Here is a 24,073-nt window from a genome sequence, read left to right as displayed (position 1 = left end):
CCCTCTTAACCCAAGAAATATCTCAAGTAAAATTAAGCAAATACACTCTTTCAAAGACATCTCATTTTGCTAAGATGTACTTACGAGGAGAAATTGAGACCCCACCAAGGATGGTGACAAACCGAAAGGATAGCGGTTCTCAATTCTGCCTCGACCAATTCATTTCCATTTATCATTCCCTGTCTTTAAAACCAACAAAATTCAATTGCGTATTCTTTTGACAAACGGGACTAAAAAATGACCTGCAATGGCGCAATATGTCATATAATAAACATAAAGTTAGAATTAAGCTAAAGGATAATTTTCATGTCCAATGCCTTCCGATCCTTGCTGGATAATCCAGACTTTAAATCGCAAGTTAAATATCGTGTAAAACGCATTAAAGCAGGTGAAAAAATACTGAAACAAGGCGTCAAACACCACTATCTTTATTTTATTTTAGAGAGAACGGTTAGAGTCAGCATTCAGGGGAAAAAAACGTATACGTCCAGCATTGCTGATTTGGACTCGGATAATATTTTTGGCGAGTTTGCCTTGTTTGATGACTGCCAGCGCGGATGTGGTTTCCCTTACTAAAAGCAAATTAATTGAAATAGACACTTCCTGCTTGCAGGCATTTATGAATGCTCATCCTAAAATTGGGTATAATCTCCTACTGTACATCATGAGTGCTCTCATCCACCGTTTACAACATGCGGATAAATGCATCGTCAATTTATACGCCTGGGAATCGAAGCACATCAAATCGATAAATATCTGGATGAGTAGGCCATCCTAATGGTTTTCTCAAGGAAAAACTCAATGTCAGAGTCCAAAAAATTAATCCTCTTTTAAATGGAATTGTATGAAATATTTTTAATGTCAGCTCATTATTCTTATATTCTAAATTTTCAAAATTGTCCGATACAAAGTAAAAATGCACTTATTTTGTTCGCTTTAAGAAAACATTAAGAAATTCTTTGTATACTTAATGTACAAGGAATTATTTCTGGTCAAGGAAAATATCTCAACATAAGACCTAAGCAGTATGGTTGTAGAGAGTAAGTTGTATGTTAGATATTTATATTTGGAATCCCAGTAAATCCGGTAAAGCAAACCCATATTCAAATAATTTTAAAACACTTGCTAAAACTAGTATGAAAGGTGGAGCCGTTGGGCATATCAGCTTAGCGGTTACTGTTTATGAAAATAATGGAAATTTCAATAAAATATCAAGTGATCCAAATTTATCAGGTATTTTAGAACCCGCTACACCAACGTATGAACGTGTCGTCAATAATCAATCAAGAGAAGTTACGGAATATGGAAGAGGAAGAAAATTAGAAGGGGTGACTGTTAATAGTTTTTGGCCATCTAAACCGATTGGCAAGAAATTTTTTGGTAAAAGTATTTTGAAGGTAGGTTCTAAAATAGACCCCAGTTTAGTGGAGTCTATCACACAAGATATGATATCCGAATCTGCGATTCCTGATGCACTAATTCATCACGGTAAATTTTTTAAAAAAGAAAAAGAATTCATTTCTCATCGTGAGCGTCTTTATTCAGCGCTTAAAAAACAAGCAGAGCAATATGATCAAGACTACTTATCTTTGATCAATGAAATGGCGGCTGTAGATAACAGCTTAAAACAGATGCAAGAGCTATATCCAGGTTTAAAGTACAACGGCAATTTAAACGATCCAATGAAAGTATTAGGGTTAAAAAAAATAAAGATACATTATTGGTATTATAATAAAAAGAATTACGAAGACGGTGATGGGAAGGTATATGCTTCCAGTATTAATTATGAATCGGTTTCTGATATCCTGGAAAGAGCAAAACAATTAGAGGAAATAACCAAAAATAAATTCCTTAATTTGTTGCCTGAGCTAAAAATACTGAATAACCCAGTCCTTAATTCACTGTGCGAAGAGTATATAGAACTTACTCGTGAGTTAGACTATCTTTCAAAAAGTACTGATCCTTTTGCTGGTGCACACCAAGCCATCGCAGATACCAAATTAACTATTATCAGAATGCAAATGATGAATGAAATAGAAGCACTCGATTCTGCCGAACATCAACATTTAAAGGAAGAGGTATTAACAGTCGATTCACAGTTGCATTCATGCTCTCAACAAGTAGATAAAATTTCAAAGCATATTGAAAGTATTGAAAAGCTAAAAGATAAGTTAATAAAGATCCAACTTGAAAAAAATGATAACCGGGCAAAAAAGGCAATTTGCACAAAAGAAAGTGATAAACTAATTCGTGAAATCAGTGCATTTGAGAAAACTGAAGGAAGAAATGCCGATCATGTAATTTCATTACCCACCAGCGAAAGCGGTAAGCATTTTTTTATTGATGAAGCGGCTATATTGAAACAAATTAAAGAGAACAGAACAGGTAACACTAAATATCAATTAATTGGCGAGAATTGTGCTCGAAATGTTAAAGGTTGTTTGTTAGCCGCTATTCGTGAAAACCCGGAATTAAACGAAGCATTGAAGAATATGCATGATCTACCCAAAGATTTCTTCAAATATAAATTTCTTGAAACGCCAGGTTCTGTCATGAAATGGGTACTGGAGCTCTCTAAACGCTTAGACATATTAAATAACAATTATGACCATGACCACGAACAAAAATTGATCCCTTAAAACAGTCAGAGTTAAAAATTTAAACTATTTTGTAATATACTTGCGTGCATTGCACTTTTACAATGGTTTTTCCTTAACCAATAATTCCCTGCTCTCTTCCTCCTCTAAATCCTTATTCACAAAAGAAGCGGCGCTGCTTACATTCATTTTTAAATCCAATTGCATAAATAATTCTGAACGTCTATTCTAGCTTAGAACAATCATTCTAAACAGGATGTCCATGGCATATAAAAAGCGTATACAACATCAAGAAGCTGTCAATCGCTGTATGCTTTTATTCTGGCAACAAGGCTATTTTAAAACTTCTGTTGATGATTTAGTTAAAGCCAGCGGCCTTAACCGAACTGCCATTTATAATCAATATGGTAGTAAGGATGCTTTTTTTAAAGCAGTCCTTGAACGATATGAAAAAGAAGTCACCAGCCAGCTTATTGCTCCATTACAACAAAAGCCCAATGGAATAAAAGCTATCCACGCTTTTTTTGAGCAGTTTATTTCCTTAAGTGAGAAAGGCGCATTGAAAAACGGATGTCTTTACATTAATACAGCCACAGATGCGCCCCTCCACTCCTCAGATATTGTTGAAAAAATAAATGCCTTTATTCTTATTCTGACCGATTTATTTCGTAAGACTTTGTGCAATGCGCAATTGAACGGTGAGGTATCCAAAAGTTTAGACATTGAAGACTCCTGTCAATTTTTAGTGGCCAATGTTTTCGGATTGTTAACCATGGCCAGAGCCACCAATGACAGCAATAAATTGAAAGCTCAGGTGCGTTTTATAAAACAGTGTTTAAATAAACCATGAAACTTAGGATAAAAAGGATTTGGACACGAATGAATGATGGTACGAGTGACCATGTTCAATATCCACTGGAGCAATGATGATGAAATTGAACAGTAATCAAAAACGACTTTGGTTAATGCACCTGAAGCGATGGTTGCCTCTTATAATTATATTTGCTGTGTTGATCCTTATATTTAGTACAGGTCTGCAAAAGTATTTAAGTTTTGAAAGTCTTAAAACGCATCGAAATCAGCTATTGGAGTGGACAAATTCATATTTTTTACTGTCCTCACTGACGTTTGTGATCATTTATACGATTGCCGTAGCGGTTTCGATACCAGGAGCTACCTTTTTAACTTTGGCCGGTGGTTTTCTCTTTGGCCCTTTGTTTGGCAGTATCTTGGTGATTATCAGTGCCACCATGGGAGCAACACTTTTGTATTTTGCAGTGAAAACTTCTTTAGGTGATTGGCTCGCACAAAAGGCTACCGGATGGGTCAGTCGCATGCGCGAAGGCTTTCAAGAAAATGCTTTTTCTTATTTATTGTTTCTTCGTCTGGTTCCATTGTTTCCTTTTTGGGTCATTAATATAGTTCCCGCCTTGCTTGGCGTGAATGCTGTGACTTTCATTATTGCAACCTTCTTTGGCATTATGCCGGGTTCCGTGGTCTATGTATTGGTCGGCAATGGACTCAGTCATATCTTTGCCACCGACCAAGCTCCAAACCTCGATATCATTTTCGATCCAAAAGTTTTTTATCCCTTATTGGCATTAGCCGCTTTGTCTTTGTTACCCGTCATTTATCAGAAATGGTTCAAAAAACGAAAAGGAAGCAAAAATGAGTAAGGACAACTTCTTTGATTTGGCCATCATCGGCGCAGGTTCAGCCGGATTAAGCCTGGCTTCAGGCACCTCACAACTTGGACTCAATGTCGCATTAATTGAAGGCCACAAAATGGGAGGTGACTGTTTAAATTACGGGTGCGTGCCTTCCAAATCTTTATTGGCCGCGGCCAAATCAATTTATCAATGTCAGCATCAGGCACCAGCCTTTGGCGTAGAGATTAAACTTAAGTCTGTTGATTTTTCCAAAGTCATGCAGCACGTTCATTCCGTCATTAAAACCATTGCGCCCCATGACTCGGTAGAGCGTTTTGAATCCTTAGGCGTGACGGTATTTCAGGAACAAGCTCAATTTCTTGATGCCCAGACGCTCAAGGCGGGTGAGCAAATCATCAAAGCCAGAAAGATAGTCATTGCCACAGGAACATCTCCGTTTGTCCCACCCATTAAAGGACTGGATAAAATCAATTATCTGACGAATGAAACGATTTTTGATTTAACCCTGCTGCCTAAACACTTGATCGTCATCGGAGGTGGACCCATTGGCTGTGAACTGGCGCAAGCCTTTGCTATGCTGGGTAGTAAAGTTACGATTCTTGAGGCCAGAAAAATACTACCCAAAGATGATGAAGACGGCGTGGAAATCGTAAAAAACTCCTTGCTTGCCATGAAGATTGATATTTTAGAGCATGCTGAAGTCAATGAAGTGACTCAGAAAAATGCAGAGATCCTTGAAGTTAAAGTCAAAACCTCTTCAGGCGAAAAAATCATCGAAGGCTCTCATCTTCTGATTGCTACCGGAAGAAAGGCAAATATTGAACAACTGAACCTGGATAAAGCCGGGGTTTCCTATTCATCCAAAGGCATTGAGGTGAATACGAGATTACAAACCCATCAAAAACACATCTATGCCATAGGAGATGTTGTTGGTCCTTATCAATTTACTCATATGGCTTCTTATCAGGCAGGTATTGTTTTACGAAACATTGTCTTTAAATGGCCAGCCAAAATAAGTTATGAAGCAGTACCCTGGGTGACCTATACTTATCCGGAACTTGCCCATGTAGGCAAAACAGAAGTAGATATCAAAGAGCACTCCGACTTTATCATCACCAAAGGGTCATTCAGTCAATCCGATAGAGCGCAAACCGAAAACGAAACCGATGGCTCCATCAAAGTCATTACCGATAAAAAAGGTAAAATTGCAGGTGTAACGATTGTCGGCGTTCATGCTGGAGAGCTTATTTTTCCCTGGGTGATGGCGCTTCGAGAAGGTAAAAGCCTGCGAGCTTTTACAGATACCATCGCACCTTATCCGACTTTAAGCGAAGTCAGCAAACAAGTGGCCGGCGAGTTTTACAAACCCAAACTGTTCTCCAAAAAAGTTCGCAAGCTCGTTTCATGGTTACAGAAATTATGGTGGTAAATAACAATGATAGAAACTTTTATAAGAGCACCTTATCAACATATGTTAGTGGACCCCGTAGCAAAATGGCTAATAAGAAGCGTATCGCCTAACCAGTTAACGCTGCTTTCGGGTTTTGCAGGATTGTTGATACTCCCTTGCCTGTATTTCGGAGCCCCCATCCTGGCTATCGTTTTATTATTGTTTTCAGGATACCTCGATACCCTGGACGGTACTTTGGCACGCTTGACAGAGCAGTCTTCAGATTGGGGAACAGTGCTTGATATCACCGTCGACCGAGGGGTGGAATTTATAATCATCCTGAGCTTATGGGTCGTGTCACCCGATGCGCGCAGTTTTTGGGTCATCATGATGTTAGGCAGCGTTTTGCTCTGTATTACCAGTTTTTTGGTCGTCGGCATTTTTACGAGCAATGATTCTGATAAAGGTTTTTATTACAGCCCTGGCATCATGGAACGAGCGGAGGCGTTTTTATTTTTTATCGCTATGATGCTCTGGCCTGCCTATTTTTCAACATTGGCTTTTTTATTTTCCTTTCTCGTTTTATTAACTGCCATTATCCGGCTTAAACAGTTTTACAATGTACATCTATCCAAGCCTAAACCAGTTGCCGACCAAACCATCGACAGGAGCTGGTCTCATGATTAAGCAAATCCTCTGGATTCTTAGCAGCTTTCTTTTATTCATCAGTACATCCTTTAGCGCGCCACAGAAAAATCTTTGGTCGTTTTGGGATGCTTCCAATGAAAAAAGCAACAAAATCATTTCACACACGAGCTATCAGATTTTTTTAGACCGCTATTTATTTAAAGGAGAAAAGGGTATCAATCTGGTGTATTACAGTAAAGTCACGGCTGAGGACAAAAAAGCACTGGCTCAATACATTCAAAAGCTTACCAGTCTTCCCATCAGGGAATTTAATCAACAAGAGCAGCTGGCTTACTGGATTAATTTATATAATGCCTTAACCATTCAACTCATTCTCAAGCACTGGCCGGTTAAAAGCATTACCAGCATTCATATTTCACCTGGATTTTTCAGCTATGGTCCCTGGGATGCGCCACTTGTCACCATTGAAGGACAAAAAATCACTTTAAATGATATTGAACACCGGATTCTGCGCCCTATCTGGAATACCCCTCTGCTGCATTATGCATTGAACTGTGCTTCGATGAGTTGTCCGCAATTGCAAAATAAAGTGTTCACGGCCCAAAACAGTCAAGAACTGATGAAAAAAGCAGCGCGTGAATATGTCAACAGCTCTTATGGCGTCAAAGTAGAACCCAATAACTTAAGATTATCAAAAATCTATCAGTGGTATCAAAAGGATTTCGGCGCCAATGAATCGCAAGTTTTAAAGCACATGGCACAATTTGCAAATCCCAAGCTTAAGCAACAGCTTTTAAATCATCAAAAATCGATTTCATATTATTACAACTGGGATATCAATGGTCGTTAATCAAGGAGGACACATGAACTTTGAGAAAAAACTGGCAATATCACTTTTTAGCATGAGAATCACGGTTTTTATCGTCATGCTGATGTGGACCGTTGATAAGCTCGTTAGACCAGAACATGCAAGTACCGTTTATGAAACATTTTATGGTTTATCGGGCATTATGGGACATATGATGCAAGCTGTAGGTGTACTAGAGTTGATATTAATCCTCGGTTTTCTGCTGGGATTGTTTAAATCCATCACTTATTTATTGGTATTGATTTTTCATACTATTTCAGCCTTTTCAACCATCGGCGCTTATTTCACTCCTTTTACCGGCAATCATTTATTATTTTTTGCTGCACTTCCCATGTGGGCTGCCTGCTTAAGTCTTTATTTGCTGAGAGATAAAGATACGCTGTTAAGCTTGAGTAAAAATATACATCCATATTAACCATAGGAGAACATCTATCACATCTGCAGGGCCTGATATTTATTCTGCATGACATTGAGAGCAGTTATCACTTAAAGACATCTGTTCCCTGCTGGATTTGAGACAGTCTAATGCCTTTATTGCATCGAGCAAGGAAAGTGCTTTATGTTCAGGTTGAACGTTTTTTAATAACTGGAAATAACAAGGAAATGGAATGAAAAAAATACTCAATCAAAAACAAATCGAACAATGCGAGAGCTGGAAACAGGATTATTCAGATTTAAAAGCACTGTTTATTAACTGCACTTTGAAACGTTCTCCTGAGCTATCTCATACCGATGGGTTGGTTAAAATGTCCCGAGCCATCATGGAACGGCAAAAGATGCAGGTCGATGAAATCCGTGCGGTTGATTTTGATATCGCCAATGGCGTTTATCCGGATATGACTGAACATGGTTGGGAGAAAGATGACTGGCCAGACATTTATAAAAAAGTCATGGCCGCCGATATTCTCATTCTGACATCACCGATCTGGCTTGGTGAAAAATCTTCAGTTTGTACAAAAGTTATTGAACGATTGTATGGCAATTCCGCTATATTGAACGACAAAGGACAGTATAGCTATTACGGCCGAGTCGGTGGATGTTTAATCACCGGCAATGAAGATGGTGCCAAACATTGTGCGATGAATATTCTATATTCTTTACAACATTTAGGCTTTGTGATTCCACCACAGGCTGACGCAGCCTGGGTAGGAGAAGCAGGTCCAGGTCCTTCTTATCTGGATGAAAACTCAGGTGGACCTGAAAATGATTTTACCAACCGCAACACCACTTTTATGACCTGGAATCTGATGCATTTGGCTAAAATTTTAAAAAATGCCGGGGGGATGCCTGCGCATGGAAATCAACGCTCAGAATGGGATGCTGGATGTCGGTTTGATTTCGCGAATCCAGATTATCGCTGATAACTCATGTTATAGCACAGTATTTTAGCAAATTATTCACTGGAAGATGCAAAAAAGGCGGTGTTGCGTAACATGAATTAATAAAGCCAATTCTGCATCCTTAGTGTGTAAGATAGAGTCTTAATAAAAGTTTTTTCATTGTTGAGCTCTTGTGCACTTATAAATTCATTCGTATTTAAAAAATGAATGGATACTCTTTTTGTTAATTTGGATCCATTAACTATAATGAAACAAATAAAATATGACAAAAATGCCATTACTTGTAGATGATCGCGGTCAAATGGAGGAAGGGATGCAAGGATTGAAGCGAAATAAAATTAAAGTATCGATGTTAATTCTCTCTATCCTACTCATTGCCTCAGTAGGCGTGTACGTTTATAACCGATACCATACCAAGCCAGTAATGATCCCTTCATGTAAAAGAATATAAAACCCATGAATATCCGGATAATCCGGCAATGTTAAGCAAGCAACATGGAAGGTACTCACACGAAAAATTACAGTTAAAAAAAGAAAACGGCTCACATTTTACGTTTACTTTCCTACCAGGCAATAAAGAAAGTGCTACCATCACATTCAAAAATATTGATGTCAGCTTAATGACACCCTCACTGCCCGCCTGCGTTAAAGACGATCCAGATTTAACTAGAATTTCACTCACCGACAGACAATGGAATCGACAGCAAGTCTCTTTTAAGTTAAACAGCCCTCATATTGAAATCAAAGGGGGAGATGGATTTGAAAAAAAGAACATCTATAGCGCTGAGCTCGCAAAAAACTGCTTGAACGCCGGCCTTTGGGAAGTCTTGCTGTTTAATAAAGAAAACGGTAAAAAAACTTTATTTTATCAAGGATGGTTTACCTTTCCTTTGGGACATTACAAGGAAGTGTTTGAAAAGAACACAGGATTAGCTTATCGCAATCATTGGTATTATTTAGAGCACTGGTTTGATCCAGAAGGCACAGTTGTCGATGTGAAAAAACTCCGTGAAGTGATTCGCTCATACCCCGTAAAATTCCAATCCAATTTTGTAGAGCCTGTGGTTTTCGATGGCGAACAAGTTAACAAGAAGAAAAACATCATAGCAGAACGCAAGATTCATCAATTTAAGGATTATTATCGAGATGATGTGAAATTTTCCACTTTCCTTCCGCCAGGAATATATCGCAAAGATAAGCCATGGAATAACGAGTATCAGTTAATTGGTAAGCCCATCTCAGCCAGCTTTAATCAAATTAAAACACCCGATGGTAAAAAAAGACAGGAACTCATTATCCATTATCAAAATAAAGATCGACGCTATGATTTTTAGGTCAAGTCCAAAAAGTGCTGTAAATTCCCATTAATTCAGCCTATCAAGTTAGTACGTTATTTAGTCAAAGCATTCATCCCTACAACATTAGACTTTCCGGCTTCATTCTCAGCCAGCCAGTCATTAAATTCGTCCATATTAAGATAACGCCTTGATTGCCACTGCTCGTTTTGTTCAGCTAATAAAGCGCCAATCAGCCGCCATGCAGAATCATCATTAGGAAATATCCTTATCACTCGTTCTCGGCGCCTGATTTCCTCGTTAATTCGCTCTTGCATGTTGGTGGTGCGAAGTCGCTTCCTGTATTTCTCCGGCAACGCCATAACTACCATGGCATCGTCAAAAGCCTCCTCAAGGCAGGTAACTGATTTTGGTGCTTTTTTCTCAAAGGCATCAATAAAATCATCGCGTCTACGCCTGGCTTCTTCCATATCAGGTGCCTGAAAAACAAGCTTTGCCTTTTCAGCAACATCTTTGCGGTGTCTGACAGAGCAGTGCCCGAGGATGTTGCGCATCAAGTGAACTTGGCATCGTTGCCAGGTTGCACCTTGAAAGTGCTTTCTAGCCGCTTCCACAAGCCCTGCATGCTGGTCTGACACAACATACATCACGCCTTTTAGCCCACGAGATTTTAGCCATTTAAACGCTTCATCCCATGTAGCATAGCTCTCAGTGTCACCAATGCGAAGGCCCAGTATTTCACGGTAGCCATCACTTCTGATACCCGAGATGGTCAAGGCTGCTCGAGACACGACTCTGTCACCATCACGACACTTGATAAACATCGCATCAACCATGATAAATGGGTAGTTGTCACCATCAAACCGACGCTCGTTGAAGGCTCTGACTCTTGCATCAAGACCAGAACACAGTTGACTGACGGTTGACTTTGAAAAACTAGCACCGCAAAGTTCTTCAGTAATGTTATTAACTTTTCTGGTTGATACGCCATTAACAACCATTTCCATCAGAGCCAATACAAAAGCCTGCTCACTGCGTTGATAGCGCTTAAAAATATCGGTAGAAAAAGAGCCATCACGTGTCTGCGGCACTTGAAGAGTGACTGGTCCCACACGAGTGTATAGTTGTCTTGGACGGTAACCGTTACGATAGCCTATACGTTCACCTGAACGTTCATGCTTGTCTGCTCCCAGACTTTCTGACACCTGTGCCTCCAATACCTGATTCAATACACCTTCAACAAGCTTTGCGAGCCCATCCTGGCTTGATAAAAGTTCTGGAAGCAATTCCTTTCCAACTGTAATATTGTAATCCGTCATCGCTAATCTCCTTCGATAGTTATTGTTTTTCACAACTCAATAGTACCGAATTTTAGCGATGACTCCACTCCTAAAAAGTCAACCTGAATTTACAGCAGTTTACGGACATAACCGATTTTTACTTGAGCGGCTTTGATATGAATAAACTTCCTCGTCTTGATACACAAAACTATGCTGACGGTCATCTTTATCTCATGGGGATAGGTGCGGCGCCATTAAAGCAACGTTACAACGATTTAATGAGTCTTCCACCGGAAAACCGTTCAGAATTTTCAGTATTTTTAAATGAGCAGGATGAATGGATCAATCATCATGATATGGCAATTGATGGAGCAATATTATTTATAGATAAAGACAATCCTAACCTGCTGCATATGTATCTTGTTTCCTATGAAAGACACGCTGTTGTTGCGCATTACAAAATGAATGTGCCTGAAAAAACTCATCTTGCTCAACCAAAAGAAAATACTTTGTAACTCATGTTACGCACAATTGACTTTAACGAGCCATATTTTTTAACTCCTGCATGGCAATTTGGTTAGCCCTGAGTATTAATTTGTACTTGATGGCAAAGTGATTCAATTTTGTCTTTATTTTCATCATTTCCAGTTTGCAGTATGCAATGATTGCGGCAAAGATATGATTGGATTGTGTTTTAACCGTGCGGGTTGGAGATTTGTTCAGGCTTGCATTTTGTTTAATTGACTTGTGATACTCTTCAATCCGCCACCGTTTCTGGTACACTTCATAAAGACGTTCGGCACTGCTGGTCATGTCATTAGAAACGAGATAGAGAACCCCTGTAGAACCATTTTCGTTTTTGAAAATTTTCTTCAAAAGCCTCACTGGGAAGTCTAATCCCTTGAGATAGACTGTGTGGGCTATGTCCTCTTCAAGCTCTAATTCTCTGACTTTTGTGTACCGTCCGTTGTTGGCGTCGTTTTTGGATAAAGCTAAGGTTCGATTAGATTTAATCCCAATAATAAACGATTTTTGAAGGTCATTATGGATGTAAGCCATATTGGCCTTCGAGCCAAACCAATTGTCCGCAAGTACAAAGTCAAACAACACATGATTACTAACCGCTTGTGCGATAAGCTTGCGAAAAAGTTCATTTTTAGTCGTGGATGACTTTCTGCGAGCTTGCCTTGTTTCAATGTCACAAAAAGCAACGTCTTTTTTGATAACTTCATAACCAACAGGAACACTGAAGTCACCATACCGAACCATGCAGGTCAGGATATTAATCCCTTTGACCACATCACCTTTAGCATGGGAATAATGCCAACAATTAATTTCATTCTCATCCGTGTAAGGCTTCTCCTCAATCGAGTCATCCAATAAAAGAACACCGTCTGATGCTTCACTCTCCCTGACTGACTTCTTGACATAATTCCAGAGCGCTTTGGAACCAAAATCTTGTAGTCGTAAAAATCGTGTCACCTTGTCGTGAGCAAATTCACCATCCAACATCTCCGATAAACCTGTAGCTGTTGCATATTTATTCTGGCAAATCAAATAGTCACTATAAATATCAAGCATATCCATTAAATCTTCCTCCCTAAAAATCAGGGATGAAATTTTAATTAAATTTCAGGGAGCAGCAAGGTTTAGTGCGTAACATGAGTTTGTAAGATGAGCGTTTAACATTATATTTATATTTGAAAATATTTTAATTAAGGAGAAAAACCATTGCCGGTGATTTTTGAAACAATTTCGGCAATAACTCATGTTGCGCGGCACACTATTTTTTAGGAGATTTGGACGCATTTTGGAATTTTAAGGCGCAGTTTACATGGAGTAAATGAGCATTTGAAATTCCAAAAATGCGTCCAAAGAGGCAAAAAAAACGAAACTGTGTAACATGAGTAATAATTCACTCTTTTGCAAAACCCAAGTGGCAGGAAGACTCAGAACTTCATCAAAGAATCATCAAATCATTCAATTAACCCAGCAATCATCAAGGAGATGACCATGAAAAGTAAATCAACGCTATTAGCTCTGGGCGCAAGCCTAAGCCTTGGCTTGGCCAATATGGCCAATGCCGATACCGGCAACCCATTCCAGGCTGAAAAACTACAGACTGGATACAGTAATACTGACGGCAGTTTTAAAATCGCTAAAAGTGAAAGCGATACCGATAACAATAAAAATGACAAAAACGGAAATGGTAAATGCGGCAGCGGGAAGTGTGGCTCTAATGGCGGCAAATGCGGTGCCGGCAAATGTGGCGCTGGTAAATGCGGTTCTAAATCCTAATCAACCATTGCAGGCGGTTAAGCTGCATGACTTATCCGCCTGACTTGGAGTTCATAATGAGTTTTAAAGCACTAAAGAGAGCCGGTCTGGGTTTAAGAACTGAGTTCAGTGATGAATTGTTAAACTGCACTGACAAAGCCGTGGATTTTTTAGAAATCGCTCCTGAAAATTGGATGAACATGGGAGGTAAACGAGTCAAAGCTCTCAAAGAATTCAGTAAACGATATCCTTTAGTGGCTCATGGCTTAAGTTTATCTATAGGTGGTCCGGCACCGCTTGATTGCTCTTTTATCGAAGCATTAGATGATTTTTTCAAAACGTATCAGATTGATTGTTACAGCGAACACCTAAGTTATTGCAGTGATAGCCGAGGTTATTTTCATGACCTGTTACCCATTCCTTTTACCAGAGATGCGATTGACTATGTCAGTCAAAGAATGATTAGCGTACAACAAGCTTTACAACGGCAAATTGCCTTTGAAAATTCGTCTTACTATTATGCACCGGGCCAGCAAATGCCTGAAATTGAGTTTATTAAAGCGATACTTGAACAAAGTGATTGCCTCATGCTGCTTGATGTTAACAATGTGTATGTTAACAGCGCGAATCATAATTATGACCCGTATGCGTTTATACGCGAGATACCTTCTGAAAAAATCGCTTATATTCATATAGCCGGTCATGAACAACGCGAGCCCGATTTAATCATTGATACCCATGGGGCTCAAGTCATTGACCCTGTTTGGGACTTATTACGACATACTTACGAATGCCATGGCATCAAACCAACGCTTTTGGAACGTGATTCAGATATACCCCCTCTTAATGCCTTATTGAATGAAACCCAAAAGATTTATTCCATACAAAGCATGGAGGCCGAAGCATGAGTGAGGCTCTCAAGCAATTGCAAAACGCTTTTAGCTTTGCTGCCAGGGGACATGATAACGCTCAAACATCTGCATTTGATAAAAAACGATTAACTATTTATCGGGAATTATTACTCAATAATCTCCATGATGTCGTGAGTCCCTGCTTTCCGGTATTACTCTCTATTTTACCTAAAAAAATTTGGTGGGGTATTCTCAAAGACTTTTTAAAGCATCATCAGGTACTAACCCCCATTTTCCATGAAGTGCCTTTATGTATGGTCGAGTATCTAAAAGCACATCCTGTCCCGGGCTATCCTTTTGCTCACGAGCTTGCCCACTATGAATGGGTTGAGCTTGAAGTTGAACTGTGTGAACCACAAAATACACAACCAACCGCAGGCGCAATCAGTCTGCTGGAACAAGCATGGCAGTTATCAAATACCGCAAGACTTTTACAATACAACTATGAAGTGGATAAAATCAGTCCGGATTACCAGCCTCAAACCGTCTTTAAAACTTACCTGATGGTCTATCAAATGAAAGGCGAGGTTGAATTTTTAAAAATCAACGAAATGAGTTTTCAGCTGTTATCAATGATGCTTCATGAAACAATGTCGGCAAGAGAGATTATCCATTCACTGTGCGAAATGCATCCCCAATTAAATGAAAACGAACTGGTATCGGCCTGCATCCCTTTCATCACCCAGTTGTATGATGAAAAGATTTTGCAGCCTGTGAGTGCCTCCAATCCTGGAAGCAAGCATGGCTGAAAAAAACATGCAGTCCATAACCAGCTTTGGGATACTTGCTGATTTTAGCCAAGCAGCACTTGGCATAAGTCATGATATTCAGTTCAACATCCTTTCTTTAATACTTCCTGATTGCATCAATAAACCATCTTTTATATAAACGTATTCTTTTTTGACGATTATATGTATCTTGTGTTTAATAAATTGCTATTGTCATTTCAAAGTTCGCACTCAAATTAAGGGCTTCTAATGTCAGCATCCAATATAAAAATTTGGAGTACTGTCTCATATTTATCTCAATGCCTGGGTTTTGTGTCGAATGCTTTATCCGCAATCTTTAATTTTATTGCGAAATTAGCCAGGGTCAGCAAATCTACTGGAAAAACCATGGGCATTGCTGGGCTTTTAATATCTTGCCTTGGCCTTATAGCAAATACAATTGCAACGGTGGCAAATCCTAATATCTCTAAAAGAGAAAAAATAAGAGCGGTCATTGTATTGATAATTGGCTTAAGTCTGTCGATACCTGCATTTTATTTAACTTTAACCTACCCTGCGGCTGCTTTGGTCATCGGATTGAGTCTGCTTGGCTTCTGGGTGGTCAACTCGCTTTTTTCTTTTGGTTCAAACATATATCAAACCTATCAGCTAAAAAAGAAATACCGTAAAAACCCCGGCTATCTTGTAGAGAAATATAAAGAAAAACTTAATACATTGGAGGATAAAATAAAAAAAGCGCAGCAGAATGATGAGCGAGACAAGCAAGAGAAATTATTTTTATTATTATGCGAGCTAAAGAGCAAATTAAAATACGCTGAAGCTCATGGAGCTCAGGCATTGTACGAAAAAGAACTGGCTATAAAGAGAAAAGAGAGAATAGCGTGCTATATTGACTTTACACTTGCAACCACCGGTTTGTTATTGGGTATTCTTGGAATAGGAATAATGCCTGTTATGCCTGTTCTTGGTCCTCTTATGATCGTTTTATCGATAGTAAATTTAACAATAACTTTGATAAAATCGGGCATCGAGATTCACGATAATATCAAAAAATCTCAAAAAACAGCAAAAAAATTAGACAAGATGTTTTCTTCCCAGGATAAAAAGCATGAAAATAAACATGATGTTGAGCCTACTTATAATTACATTCAAAGTCGTCTGTCTGAAAAAACAAACCCTTCAAGCTCGTATGTAAACTATATTGTTAATGAACAGGATAAGAACAAGGATAAGTACTTAGAAACATCCCCGAAAACAGAAGAATTTAACATTAAAAGAAATGAATCCTGTTTAAGCTTAAATTAGTCAAATTTACCAGCACTCTAAGTAAAATTAAGCAGCATGAAGTTGAAATCTTTTATTTTTATAGAAGAAGAGGGCAAATGTTCATGAGAAAAAAGATTATAAAGCGGCGAAGTGGTTTTTATGTGTTTATTTAAATCAAATTCATAAGTGCTATCAGAAAAATTGATGGCCGTTAAAAGATAGGACTTATTGGGAAGCTGAGTAATAAAAGCAGTTATTTGTGGATGAATTTGAAGAACTTTAATTATTTTGCCTTCAGCTACTTGTAATTTTTTTCTTAAAGTGAGAATTGATTGGACAGAAAATACAAAACTGTTTTTATCTTTAAGCTGTATAAGAAGGTTGGGGAAAAGATGCTTGGCTATTGGCATTCTGTGTTTGGGCTCATTCACTGGTAATAAAAAATAAGACCCGCGAGTTAGCCATCGATTATCTCCATCCTGCAGTTTATCTTTGATATCTGAAGGTTTTAATGGAAGGGAGCCGGTTAAATCCCATCCGGATATTGCAAGAATACCGGGTTGCATTCCGTTAAATACCAGCATTAACAAGAGGCCTTGTTTTATTTTATCGATTTGATGCGCTTTCATCGCATATGGATTGTTTATGTTCAGCCGACTCGCTATAAGTCCTGCTAATGTAGTGCATAACCCATTTCCGGATGATGCATTATAAGATTTGGTTAAAGCCAATTTTTGCAATTGATCGATGACAATGTGTTTGATTTCTCTACCGATGAGTTTTTTTTGGCCAAAGATATAAAGTTTTTCAGGGTTTTTTGTAAATTCATTCAGTTCATAGTTGATTTCATCATGATTTTGAAGTCCATGGACTAGCCTTGACGAATGAATATTATTATCCAGCATAAGCTGAAGAGAAGTATTTAATAACCTTGCATCTTTAGTGAGTACGGCATGCTCAATCCCGGGGTGCATAATAAAATCATAAGAAAATTCAGGTCCATTCTCCATATACTTTTTTATCGTATTAATTGGCATATTTAATTCCTGATAAGACCATCCATCCATTTTTCTTATCATTTGAGAAATTATTCTTGTGACTATCATCGAAACGTCGGTTGCTTCAGAATGAGCAACTTTACTTCCTTCTGCAGGTTCAATGCCTAAAAAAGGATTGGCATCAATTCTTAATCCCTTGGCCCCTAACACTTTAAGTGAGTGAAGCAGTTGTCCATATATGATGCGCTGAGCAGCGAAACTAAAGGAAAGCCAATTTAGCGATGGTTGTCCAGGTTTAAAATAATGCAGATACACAAACCGACGTTTGACGCCATCCACCCCGGTAATCTTACCGGTTACTTCCCAAGCAGTTGGTTTTTTTAGTGTGGGCAGAGAAAAAAGGACCCTTTCCAAGTGGCCAGGTAGATATTTCTTTTCAATGAGTTTATCAACTTGTTCTGCCGTAAGGTTTTTAAATAATTCGGTTTTTTTGATTTCAGGTAATATGCTCCAATCCTCTTTTTTTATTTCAATCAGCATATAAATATCAGGATAATTTTTATAATTTTTTAAAGCCAATTGAAAATCCGGGCCAATCCCAGTATGACCAGGAACCAAATCACCGATAATTATTCCGTGAAAAGAGGCAGCCTGTGCTGTCATGTTTTGATACTGCTGGTTTGTACCATAATAAGGAGCGATATTCATACCAATTGGATCAAACCCCCCATCAACAGTGGGACCATAATGGCCGTTATAATAACTTCCTGCCAATTTCATAGGTCCCGTATGAATCGCAGTTATTCCAACAGACGAAAGCGTGGACCAAAGTTCAGGACTTCCTAAAAACTCGATTAAGCTTTGGTTTTTATTGGTAATAATAGAATCAGGATATGCATCATACCAAACGGAATAATCTTGAAGAATTTTATAATAATTGGGTTTAATGTATGGTTTTGACCATTGATTGACGAAAGGCTTTAATTGTTTTTGTAATTGATTAGACTGAAATAAGAGAGAGTTTTTTTCAAGTTCGTGTAAGCCATTAGAATAGGCATTGCTTATTAAAGAAACCAATAAAAAAAAATTAATTTTTTTCATAATGTCATGTATAAATTATATTATGGTCGATATCATCCGACACAATGTACGAAAAATGCAAGCTCTGTTTTTTTGATTATTCAAATATTTTTTGGTGATACAGAAGCAAAATAAAAAGCATGAGGATAAAGAAAAATGATAAAGCAAAAGAAGAATCAGCATTACCCAGATGATAGATTAAAGTCGTGTTAAGCAAATACTGTTTTAATATCTTTAAGCCAGTCAAAAAGATATTGATTATCAGCCTTTTGCTTTCAGGAAATAAATTGTTAGCTCAACCCAATCCAATAAAAGAACTCAATCAATTTGCTTAATTTCCTTTGACAAAGCAAAATAGGTACAAAGTTGCCGGTCCAAGGAGGACAAATTCCATGATTTTTATACCCTCTAAAACTGCCTCTGTGGTTAAAAGACTGGTTTTCTCAATCATTCATATAAAAATGAATGCAAAAAAATTACATTATTTTATTGGCAGCCTTTTATTCCTTGCTTCCTGTATGCTCCAGGCAATGATGACCGACTCAATATCAAAACCAACATTTAGTGTCATTGCAATAAAAAAAGCCCCTGACAATCTATTAGGTAACGATATTAGTTTTGCACAATACCAAATAGTCAATAATACCAAAATAACCAGAATACTCACTATGGTTCCTATACCAGGAGTGACCCAATTATTAGGCCCAAACTTATGCGGTAATCCATTTATATTGGCTCCTCAAGCGTCTTGTCTACTCAATCTGCAATTAAACGCCAGCCTTATGACATCCATACATTCTGGGCCTGTTATTTGTAAAACCAAAGGTTCAGGAGATAATGGTCCAAGTCCTTTTCTTTGTTCACAGCCAAGCTTTCAGGATCAATTGAATGTTGAAGTCAGTCCTTGTTTACCGGGAAAATGCTTACCCAGTACAATAGCATCTCAATTACGTATAATAACGAATCAATTTAGACAGCAATACGCGATACCTGGAATAGTATCTGGAATCTGGATTGGTGGGCGAGGTCAGTTAATTATAGAGAATGGCTTTGCTGATTTAGCGAGGTTAATACCGATAAATCGTTCTGATCATTTTCGAATAGGGAGTATCACCAAATCATTTACTGTAACGGTCATGTTGCAATTAATCGAACAAGGATTGCTTCAGTTATCCGCTCCTTTAAGTCATTTTTTACCAGGTATTCAAAATGGCAATGCAACGATGAAACAACTTGCTAACATGCGAAGTGGTATTTTTAACTATACGGAAGACCCCGATTTTGTGAATGAGTTTTTTAATGATTTAACACGTGTCTGGTCGCCTTTGGAACTGATTTCAATAGCTAATGACAACCTCCCTTATTTTCCGGCGGGAACAAACTGGCATTACTCCAATACAAATACGGTCATTTTAGGCGTCATCATTGAAAGGCTAACCCATCAACTTATTGCGAATGAAATCACTCAACGTTTGCTCATTCCACTTAGACTTTCCAATACCTTTTATCCCTATACCCTTCCGATACCGGAACCTTTTGCTCATGGCTATGGACTTAGCCCACTCCAGGATCTCACTAACACAAGCCCAACAGGGGCTGCAGCTTCAGGCGCTATGATTTCTCGCCTGGATGATTTGCATGCGTGGGGTATTGCATTAGGGAAAGGTCAATTATTGAGTGCAGGAATGCAAAAAATACGGATAGCCAGTCTCATGCCTGTCGTTTTTTCACCCTGTGCTGATACTGTTCCTGGAAGAGGACCAGTTAATTGCCCGGAATATGATAAATATGGTATGGGCATAGGAGAAATCCAAGGCTGGATTGGGCATACGGGTGAGTTTGTAGGATATACCTCATTGGTGATGTACCATCCTCAAACCGATTCAACCATCGTTATTCTTATGAATATATTTGGTCAAAGTCAACATCTTCCTACAGCACTTTTTAAAGAATATTTAAAAGTTTTAAGCCCGTGAGCATTGTAAAGAAATGACTTCAACGAAAAACCGACCAAGATAGAGGCACACAAAGTTTCAATGAAAGATCCATTTTCATCCTAAATCTTATACCCTATCGAGCGAGGTACATTCTTCTTGTGTACGATTAAGATCAATAGGCTTCGTTGAATATAAAGAAGAAGTTCTTTCCGGGAAAAGATCTTCAAATTTAATCCGCTGTTGTCTTTCTATGATGTGTTGGCGACGTTGGGCAAGATTGAAAAATTTATAGACTAAAAAAGGCACGATAAAACTAATTAATCCTATTGCAAAGGAAACGATAAAGATTGAATCATTATTAAAAAGCAACAAAATTAACGAAGCCAGCATTAAACCAATAGCTAACATGGCTGTATATGGAGAACCTGGTGCCGCAAACTTCAAATCAGCCACCGAATAACCTTGAATTTTGAGCCTCTTGCGGAAGTTAATTTGTGCCCAACAAAGAGAAATCCAACATAACATTCCCGTAAACCCTGATAAAAGTAATAATGCGATATAAAGTTTGCTCTGTCCAAAAAAATAACCAAATGCCAATAAAGTCCAAACGGCTGCCAAGGTAAAAAATACGGCATTTTTGGGGATGCCTAAATGGTTAAATTTAGCCAATGATTCCGGAGCCATCCCTTCTCTAGCTAATGCATTTAAAGAACGAACTGTACCATATAGTCCGGAATTGGCACATGAGAGAGTAGCCGTCAGGGTCACAAAACTTGTGATGGTTCCAGCCCATTTTAGACCATAAAAATTCAGTGCATCGGCAAAAACGGAGTTATTCAAATTAGCTTTTTGCCATGGAAATATAAGCACTAAGAAAAATACGGGAATGACATAAATAAAAATAATTCGTAAAGTGACATTACGAATGGCATTAGGTATCACACGTTCAGGATTTCTAGACTCCCCTGCAGCAAGGCCGATGATTTCAGAGCCTTGATAATTCACCAGTAATAAAACCATACCGGTAAGCAATGCCATGGAGCCATTAGGCAAAAGTCCCCCTTTATGAAATAAAAAGTTTAAGCCTATAGGTTGATGGGGCTGATTTCCATGTATTAAACCGAAGAATATCAAGATTGATAGAATAACAAACCCCAGTAATGCAACAATTTTTATCAATGCAAGCCAAAACTCTATCTCTCCGAAGGCTTCAACTTTAGCCAAATTGAAATAGGTTATTAACATGCCAAATACAACGGCCCAAATATAACCATTTATACCCGTGAACATTTCCATTATAATGCCACCTGCGACACATTCAGCGGGAATATAAGCCACCCAGCTTAACCAATATGACCAGCCCACACCGCAGGCTACCTCAGGGGCAATAAAATCTGAACTATAGGCAACAAATGATCCGGAAACGGGTATGGCTACCGCCAGCTCACCCAAACATAGCATGGTTAAATAAATGATTATCCCCCCAAGTATGTAGGCCAAAAACACAGCAGGACCAACTAAATGAATCATCTCACCTGTTCCAAGAAAATAGCCAGAACCTATTATTCCACCTAAGGCTATTAATTGGATATGCCTGTCTTTTAAAGATCGGTTAAAACCACCATCACGGATTTGCTTTGGTCTTATAGGGTTGGTTACATGCACGAGTGGATATCTGAAAATTCTGGGAAGCTCAATTTTATTTTGATTTCTTAAGTTTTAAAATAGAAAGTTATAAAATTTTGCATTTTTTACAAAAAAATATCGTTTTTGGCAGAGTAAGGCGAAGGTAAGAAAACAGTGCAGTTATACATCAATCTATTTGAACCAATAATTTTAGGATTAGTTCTCAGTGCAGATTCATTTTCAGCGGCCGTAGCTATGGGTTTCAGACCGCATAAGTTCAGCGATTCTTTAAAGTTCGCAGCTTCTTCAGGTGGTGCAGAAACTATTTTAACTTTATTAGGGGCTATGGCTGGGGAAAAAATTGTTTCTCAATTTAGTCCCATTGATCATTGGATTGCTTTTATTTTACTTTTTTCCGTCTCAGCTCATATGGTCTATGAAGGATTTTTAGAATTGAGAAACAAAAGCAGTCATATTGAAACTATAGCATTTCACGGATTTGCAAAAGTCTTAATTGTTTCATTAGCAACAAGTATTGATGCGCTTGCCGTAGGTGTCAGTCTGGGAGTTTCCAACAAGCCTTTATTAGCTTACCTGCTTTCTATTGGAGGCTTTGCTTTCGCATCCGTTATTGTTGGAATGGCTCTTGCCAGAAAAATGCCTAAACATTTATCTGTCGTATTTAATCTGGTTGGGGCATTCATTATTTTTATCCTTGCTTGCGATATGTTGGGATTCATCATCAAATGAGCATCTACCTTAACGGGATAAAAATACGATTAATTAGCGCCAAAAATCTCTGGAATTGTCATCTTAAAGGGTATTTTCAAAGTGAGTATCTTTTTTATAAATTTTTATAGCGATAACGATTAAAATAATATTATAAGTAATACCGCTGCCGATATAACATATCATTGCGCCTACCAAATTAAGCCACGGAATAAGGATAAGACAAGCAATGATTTGCAAACTTAAGAGGAAAAAAGAGATTTGCGCACCAATTCTGTTGCCATGCCGTGAAAACTGGGCCATTCTTGCCAGTGGTATAGAGAGTGCATAGGTAAAAATACTTATTAAAGCAATATATGTATAAGGCAATGCATCAATGAAATTTGACTGAAAAAACAATAGAATTTGTTTGGCGAAAACACCTATTGTCAAAGCAGTGGCAACGGCTATGCTCAGGCAGATAATTAAATATTTTTTCATTTTAATTCGCAATATGCGCTTACCTTGAGTAAATGCCGCCGAAATATCAGGGGCAATTAAAATTCCGATGGGGCTGATACCTATATATGCCAAGGAAATAATAGAAACCACGGCAGAAAATAATCCTACAGCATGTTCACTCTGCCCCAACCACTCCATAACCAGTAATGGAATCGTGGTAAACACATATCGAGTAATATTTTGTATCGAATAGCCATAAATTTTTTCTTTCCAGACATGCAGGGGTTGTATATGGTGAATATTTGTTGTGGATAATATCTCCAATTTAGCTTTTTTATACATCAAAGGGACGGTAAGCAAAATCAGAACATAGCTTAAAATAAAGGCCATTAACATGATATGAGGGAAATAGTTACGATCATGATGAAATAAAATCGAATAGAGATAAAAGTACGTAAATAAGCTGAGTATAAAATAAAACACAGTTTGCAACAGGCTTAACAGCACTGACATTCGCATGTAATCTATGGCTTGCAAATACTGTATATATATATGGTAAAGTGAAATGGCAACGGCTCCCCAAAGAAAAAGCATCAATGGGTGATTTATCTCAAAAAAATGAAGATGTTCAAGTGCACGACTTAGCGCAATAATCGCTATGCTCAGAGTAACTCCAAGCAACAGTATGGTTATATGTATTGGCGTTAGGAAATTTTTAACTGAAATCGTCAAAGCAAAAATTCGTTCATAACGTTCCTTGATATAAAATTTTGGAACATAATAGGCAATGATTGAGTCAATACCAAAAGTCATTATCGTTGCGATTAAATACAGTGCATTTGTAGCTACTGTAAAATCACCAAACAAGGACGCACCTGCACTTCTGGCCACAAGAACATTAATGCCAAAAAGCATGAATTGATCAGCAATAATAATAAATAGATTGAATAAAAAAGACATACGATGCCATTGTTGTTATTGTTACCCTAATA

The 24,073-nt window shown here is 38.1% G+C and carries 23 protein-coding genes; 18 read left to right on the top strand and 5 right to left on the bottom strand.

Annotated features, from left to right (window positions below):
- Window positions 1-306 precede the first annotated feature (306 nt).
- The 10 genes from E4T55_RS10790 (at window position 307) to E4T55_RS10740 (ending at window position 9,847) form a co-directional block, all read left to right on the top strand.
- Window positions 307-576, top strand: coding sequence for a cyclic nucleotide-binding domain-containing protein (locus tag E4T55_RS10790; protein ID WP_058501798.1), 270 nt, complete (start codon window positions 307-309; stop codon window positions 574-576).
- A gap of 473 nt (window positions 577-1,049) precedes the next feature.
- Window positions 1,050-2,639 carry a hypothetical protein gene (locus E4T55_RS10785; protein WP_058501799.1) on the top strand — a complete coding sequence of 530 codons (1,590 nt, stop codon included), beginning with the start codon at window positions 1,050-1,052 and terminating at the stop codon, window positions 2,637-2,639.
- A 220-nt stretch (window positions 2,640-2,859) separates the two neighbouring features.
- A complete protein-coding gene (locus E4T55_RS10780; RefSeq protein WP_058501800.1) occupies window positions 2,860-3,447 on the top strand; it encodes a TetR/AcrR family transcriptional regulator in 588 nt (195 codons plus the stop codon).
- Between the two features lie 73 nt (window positions 3,448-3,520).
- Entirely contained in the window at window positions 3,521-4,273 is a 753-nt protein-coding gene (locus tag E4T55_RS15470; RefSeq protein ID WP_245183879.1) for a TVP38/TMEM64 family protein, read from the top strand.
- Window positions 4,266-5,696 carry a dihydrolipoyl dehydrogenase family protein gene (locus E4T55_RS10770; RefSeq protein WP_058501801.1) on the top strand — a complete coding sequence of 477 codons (1,431 nt, stop codon included), beginning with the start codon at window positions 4,266-4,268 and terminating at the stop codon, window positions 5,694-5,696. Before E4T55_RS15470 ends, E4T55_RS10770 begins: the two co-directional genes overlap by 8 nt.
- Before the next feature lie 6 nt (window positions 5,697-5,702).
- Complete coding sequence (locus tag E4T55_RS10765; RefSeq protein WP_058501802.1) at window positions 5,703-6,344, top strand: CDP-alcohol phosphatidyltransferase family protein; 642 nt, start codon at window positions 5,703-5,705, stop codon at window positions 6,342-6,344.
- Window positions 6,337-7,155 carry a DUF547 domain-containing protein gene (locus E4T55_RS10760; protein ID WP_058501803.1) on the top strand — a complete coding sequence of 273 codons (819 nt, stop codon included), beginning with the start codon at window positions 6,337-6,339 and terminating at the stop codon, window positions 7,153-7,155. Before E4T55_RS10765 ends, E4T55_RS10760 begins: the two co-directional genes overlap by 8 nt.
- 13 nt (window positions 7,156-7,168) lie before the next feature.
- Entirely contained in the window at window positions 7,169-7,588 is a 420-nt protein-coding gene (locus tag E4T55_RS10755; protein ID WP_058501804.1) for a hypothetical protein, read from the top strand.
- Window positions 7,589-7,781: 193 nt separating this feature from the next.
- Window positions 7,782-8,534 carry a flavodoxin family protein gene (locus tag E4T55_RS10750; RefSeq protein WP_058501805.1) on the top strand — a complete coding sequence of 251 codons (753 nt, stop codon included), beginning with the start codon at window positions 7,782-7,784 and terminating at the stop codon, window positions 8,532-8,534.
- A gap of 458 nt (window positions 8,535-8,992) precedes the next feature.
- Window positions 8,993-9,847, top strand: coding sequence for a hypothetical protein (locus E4T55_RS10740; protein WP_058501807.1), 855 nt, complete (start codon window positions 8,993-8,995; stop codon window positions 9,845-9,847).
- Between the two features lie 56 nt (window positions 9,848-9,903).
- Here E4T55_RS10740 and E4T55_RS10735 read toward each other — a convergent pair whose 3' ends face one another.
- Complete coding sequence (locus E4T55_RS10735) at window positions 9,904-11,127, bottom strand: IS256 family transposase (protein ID WP_115325208.1); 1,224 nt, start codon at window positions 11,125-11,127, stop codon at window positions 9,904-9,906.
- A 137-nt stretch (window positions 11,128-11,264) separates the two neighbouring features.
- Here E4T55_RS10735 and E4T55_RS10730 point away from each other — a divergent pair, with 137 nt between their 5' ends.
- The gene (locus E4T55_RS10730; RefSeq protein ID WP_058501067.1) at window positions 11,265-11,603 is read left to right on the top strand and encodes a hypothetical protein; all 339 of its coding nucleotides are present in this window, start codon (window positions 11,265-11,267) and stop codon (window positions 11,601-11,603) included.
- Between the two features lie 22 nt (window positions 11,604-11,625).
- On the opposite strand, the gene E4T55_RS10725 is transcribed toward E4T55_RS10730, so the two are convergent.
- A complete protein-coding gene (locus E4T55_RS10725) occupies window positions 11,626-12,675 on the bottom strand; it encodes an IS701 family transposase (protein ID WP_115325247.1) in 1,050 nt (349 codons plus the stop codon).
- A 426-nt stretch (window positions 12,676-13,101) separates the two neighbouring features.
- Between E4T55_RS10725 and E4T55_RS10720 the strand changes: the two genes are divergently transcribed.
- The 5 genes from E4T55_RS10720 (at window position 13,102) to E4T55_RS10705 (ending at window position 16,309) form a co-directional block, all read left to right on the top strand.
- A complete protein-coding gene (locus tag E4T55_RS10720) occupies window positions 13,102-13,386 on the top strand; it encodes a hypothetical protein (protein ID WP_058501090.1) in 285 nt (94 codons plus the stop codon).
- A 56-nt stretch (window positions 13,387-13,442) separates the two neighbouring features.
- The gene (locus tag E4T55_RS10715; RefSeq protein ID WP_058501091.1) at window positions 13,443-14,273 is read left to right on the top strand and encodes an HvfB family MNIO-type RiPP peptide maturase; all 831 of its coding nucleotides are present in this window, start codon (window positions 13,443-13,445) and stop codon (window positions 14,271-14,273) included.
- On the top strand, window positions 14,270-15,025 hold the full coding sequence (locus E4T55_RS10710; RefSeq protein WP_058501092.1) for an HvfC family RiPP maturation protein: 756 nt from the start codon (window positions 14,270-14,272) through the stop codon (window positions 15,023-15,025). The genes E4T55_RS10715 and E4T55_RS10710 overlap by 4 nt, the downstream gene beginning before the upstream one ends.
- On the top strand, window positions 15,018-15,164 hold the full coding sequence (locus E4T55_RS15240; RefSeq protein ID WP_156411794.1) for a hypothetical protein: 147 nt from the start codon (window positions 15,018-15,020) through the stop codon (window positions 15,162-15,164). The genes E4T55_RS10710 and E4T55_RS15240 overlap by 8 nt, the downstream gene beginning before the upstream one ends.
- An 89-nt stretch (window positions 15,165-15,253) precedes the next feature.
- Entirely contained in the window at window positions 15,254-16,309 is a 1,056-nt protein-coding gene (locus E4T55_RS10705) for an MFS transporter (RefSeq protein WP_058501093.1), read from the top strand.
- 17 nt (window positions 16,310-16,326) lie between these two features.
- Here E4T55_RS10705 and E4T55_RS10700 read toward each other — a convergent pair whose 3' ends face one another.
- Window positions 16,327-18,369: an alpha-amylase family glycosyl hydrolase gene (locus E4T55_RS10700; RefSeq protein WP_058501094.1), complete on the bottom strand. Its 2,043-nt coding sequence runs from the start codon at window positions 18,367-18,369 to the stop codon at window positions 16,327-16,329.
- 371 nt (window positions 18,370-18,740) lie between these two features.
- Between E4T55_RS10700 and E4T55_RS10695 the strand changes: the two genes are divergently transcribed.
- On the top strand, window positions 18,741-20,324 hold the full coding sequence (locus E4T55_RS10695; protein WP_058501095.1) for a serine hydrolase domain-containing protein: 1,584 nt from the start codon (window positions 18,741-18,743) through the stop codon (window positions 20,322-20,324).
- An 87-nt stretch (window positions 20,325-20,411) separates the two neighbouring features.
- On the opposite strand, the gene E4T55_RS10690 is transcribed toward E4T55_RS10695, so the two are convergent.
- Window positions 20,412-21,950, bottom strand: coding sequence for an amino acid permease (locus E4T55_RS10690; protein WP_223168321.1), 1,539 nt, complete (start codon window positions 21,948-21,950; stop codon window positions 20,412-20,414).
- Between the two features lie 135 nt (window positions 21,951-22,085).
- Here E4T55_RS10690 and E4T55_RS10685 point away from each other — a divergent pair, with 135 nt between their 5' ends.
- Entirely contained in the window at window positions 22,086-22,661 is a 576-nt protein-coding gene (locus tag E4T55_RS10685) for a manganese efflux pump MntP (protein WP_223168322.1), read from the top strand.
- Between the two features lie 63 nt (window positions 22,662-22,724).
- Here E4T55_RS10685 and E4T55_RS10680 read toward each other — a convergent pair whose 3' ends face one another.
- Window positions 22,725-24,041 carry an MATE family efflux transporter gene (locus tag E4T55_RS10680; RefSeq protein WP_058501096.1) on the bottom strand — a complete coding sequence of 439 codons (1,317 nt, stop codon included), beginning with the start codon at window positions 24,039-24,041 and terminating at the stop codon, window positions 22,725-22,727.
- Window positions 24,042-24,073 lie beyond the last annotated feature (32 nt).

The organism is Legionella israelensis (genome assembly GCF_004571175.1).
GTDB lineage: Bacteria > Pseudomonadota > Gammaproteobacteria > Legionellales > Legionellaceae > Legionella_D > Legionella_D israelensis.
Note: the sequence above shows the minus strand (reverse complement) of the source record. Positions and strands in the feature narration are given on the sequence as shown.

Excerpts from the sequence above, each read along its gene's own strand:
- E4T55_RS10790 (WP_058501798.1), top strand. The coding sequence starts at position 307 with ATGTCCAATGCCTTCCGATCCTTGCTGGATAATCCAGACTTTAAATCG.
- E4T55_RS10785 (WP_058501799.1), top strand. The coding sequence starts at position 1,050 with ATGTTAGATATTTATATTTGGAATCCCAGTAAATCCGGTAAAGCAAAC.
- E4T55_RS10780 (WP_058501800.1), top strand. The coding sequence starts at position 2,860 with ATGGCATATAAAAAGCGTATACAACATCAAGAAGCTGTCAATCGCTGT.
- E4T55_RS15470 (WP_245183879.1), top strand. The coding sequence starts at position 3,521 with ATGATGATGAAATTGAACAGTAATCAAAAACGACTTTGGTTAATGCAC.
- E4T55_RS10770 (WP_058501801.1), top strand. The coding sequence starts at position 4,266 with ATGAGTAAGGACAACTTCTTTGATTTGGCCATCATCGGCGCAGGTTCA.
- E4T55_RS10765 (WP_058501802.1), top strand. The coding sequence starts at position 5,703 with ATGATAGAAACTTTTATAAGAGCACCTTATCAACATATGTTAGTGGAC.
- E4T55_RS10760 (WP_058501803.1), top strand. The coding sequence starts at position 6,337 with ATGATTAAGCAAATCCTCTGGATTCTTAGCAGCTTTCTTTTATTCATC.
- E4T55_RS10755 (WP_058501804.1), top strand. The coding sequence starts at position 7,169 with ATGAACTTTGAGAAAAAACTGGCAATATCACTTTTTAGCATGAGAATC.
- E4T55_RS10750 (WP_058501805.1), top strand. The coding sequence starts at position 7,782 with ATGAAAAAAATACTCAATCAAAAACAAATCGAACAATGCGAGAGCTGG.
- E4T55_RS10740 (WP_058501807.1), top strand. The coding sequence starts at position 8,993 with ATGTTAAGCAAGCAACATGGAAGGTACTCACACGAAAAATTACAGTTA.
- E4T55_RS10735 (WP_115325208.1), bottom strand. The coding sequence starts at position 11,127 with ATGACGGATTACAATATTACAGTTGGAAAGGAATTGCTTCCAGAACTT.
- E4T55_RS10730 (WP_058501067.1), top strand. The coding sequence starts at position 11,265 with ATGAATAAACTTCCTCGTCTTGATACACAAAACTATGCTGACGGTCAT.
- E4T55_RS10725 (WP_115325247.1), bottom strand. The coding sequence starts at position 12,675 with ATGGATATGCTTGATATTTATAGTGACTATTTGATTTGCCAGAATAAA.
- E4T55_RS10720 (WP_058501090.1), top strand. The coding sequence starts at position 13,102 with ATGAAAAGTAAATCAACGCTATTAGCTCTGGGCGCAAGCCTAAGCCTT.
- E4T55_RS10715 (WP_058501091.1), top strand. The coding sequence starts at position 13,443 with ATGAGTTTTAAAGCACTAAAGAGAGCCGGTCTGGGTTTAAGAACTGAG.
- E4T55_RS10710 (WP_058501092.1), top strand. The coding sequence starts at position 14,270 with ATGAGTGAGGCTCTCAAGCAATTGCAAAACGCTTTTAGCTTTGCTGCC.
- E4T55_RS15240 (WP_156411794.1), top strand. The coding sequence starts at position 15,018 with ATGGCTGAAAAAAACATGCAGTCCATAACCAGCTTTGGGATACTTGCT.
- E4T55_RS10705 (WP_058501093.1), top strand. The coding sequence starts at position 15,254 with ATGTCAGCATCCAATATAAAAATTTGGAGTACTGTCTCATATTTATCT.
- E4T55_RS10700 (WP_058501094.1), bottom strand. The coding sequence starts at position 18,369 with ATGAAAAAAATTAATTTTTTTTTATTGGTTTCTTTAATAAGCAATGCC.
- E4T55_RS10695 (WP_058501095.1), top strand. The coding sequence starts at position 18,741 with ATGATTTTTATACCCTCTAAAACTGCCTCTGTGGTTAAAAGACTGGTT.
- E4T55_RS10680 (WP_058501096.1), bottom strand. The coding sequence starts at position 24,041 with ATGTCTTTTTTATTCAATCTATTTATTATTATTGCTGATCAATTCATG.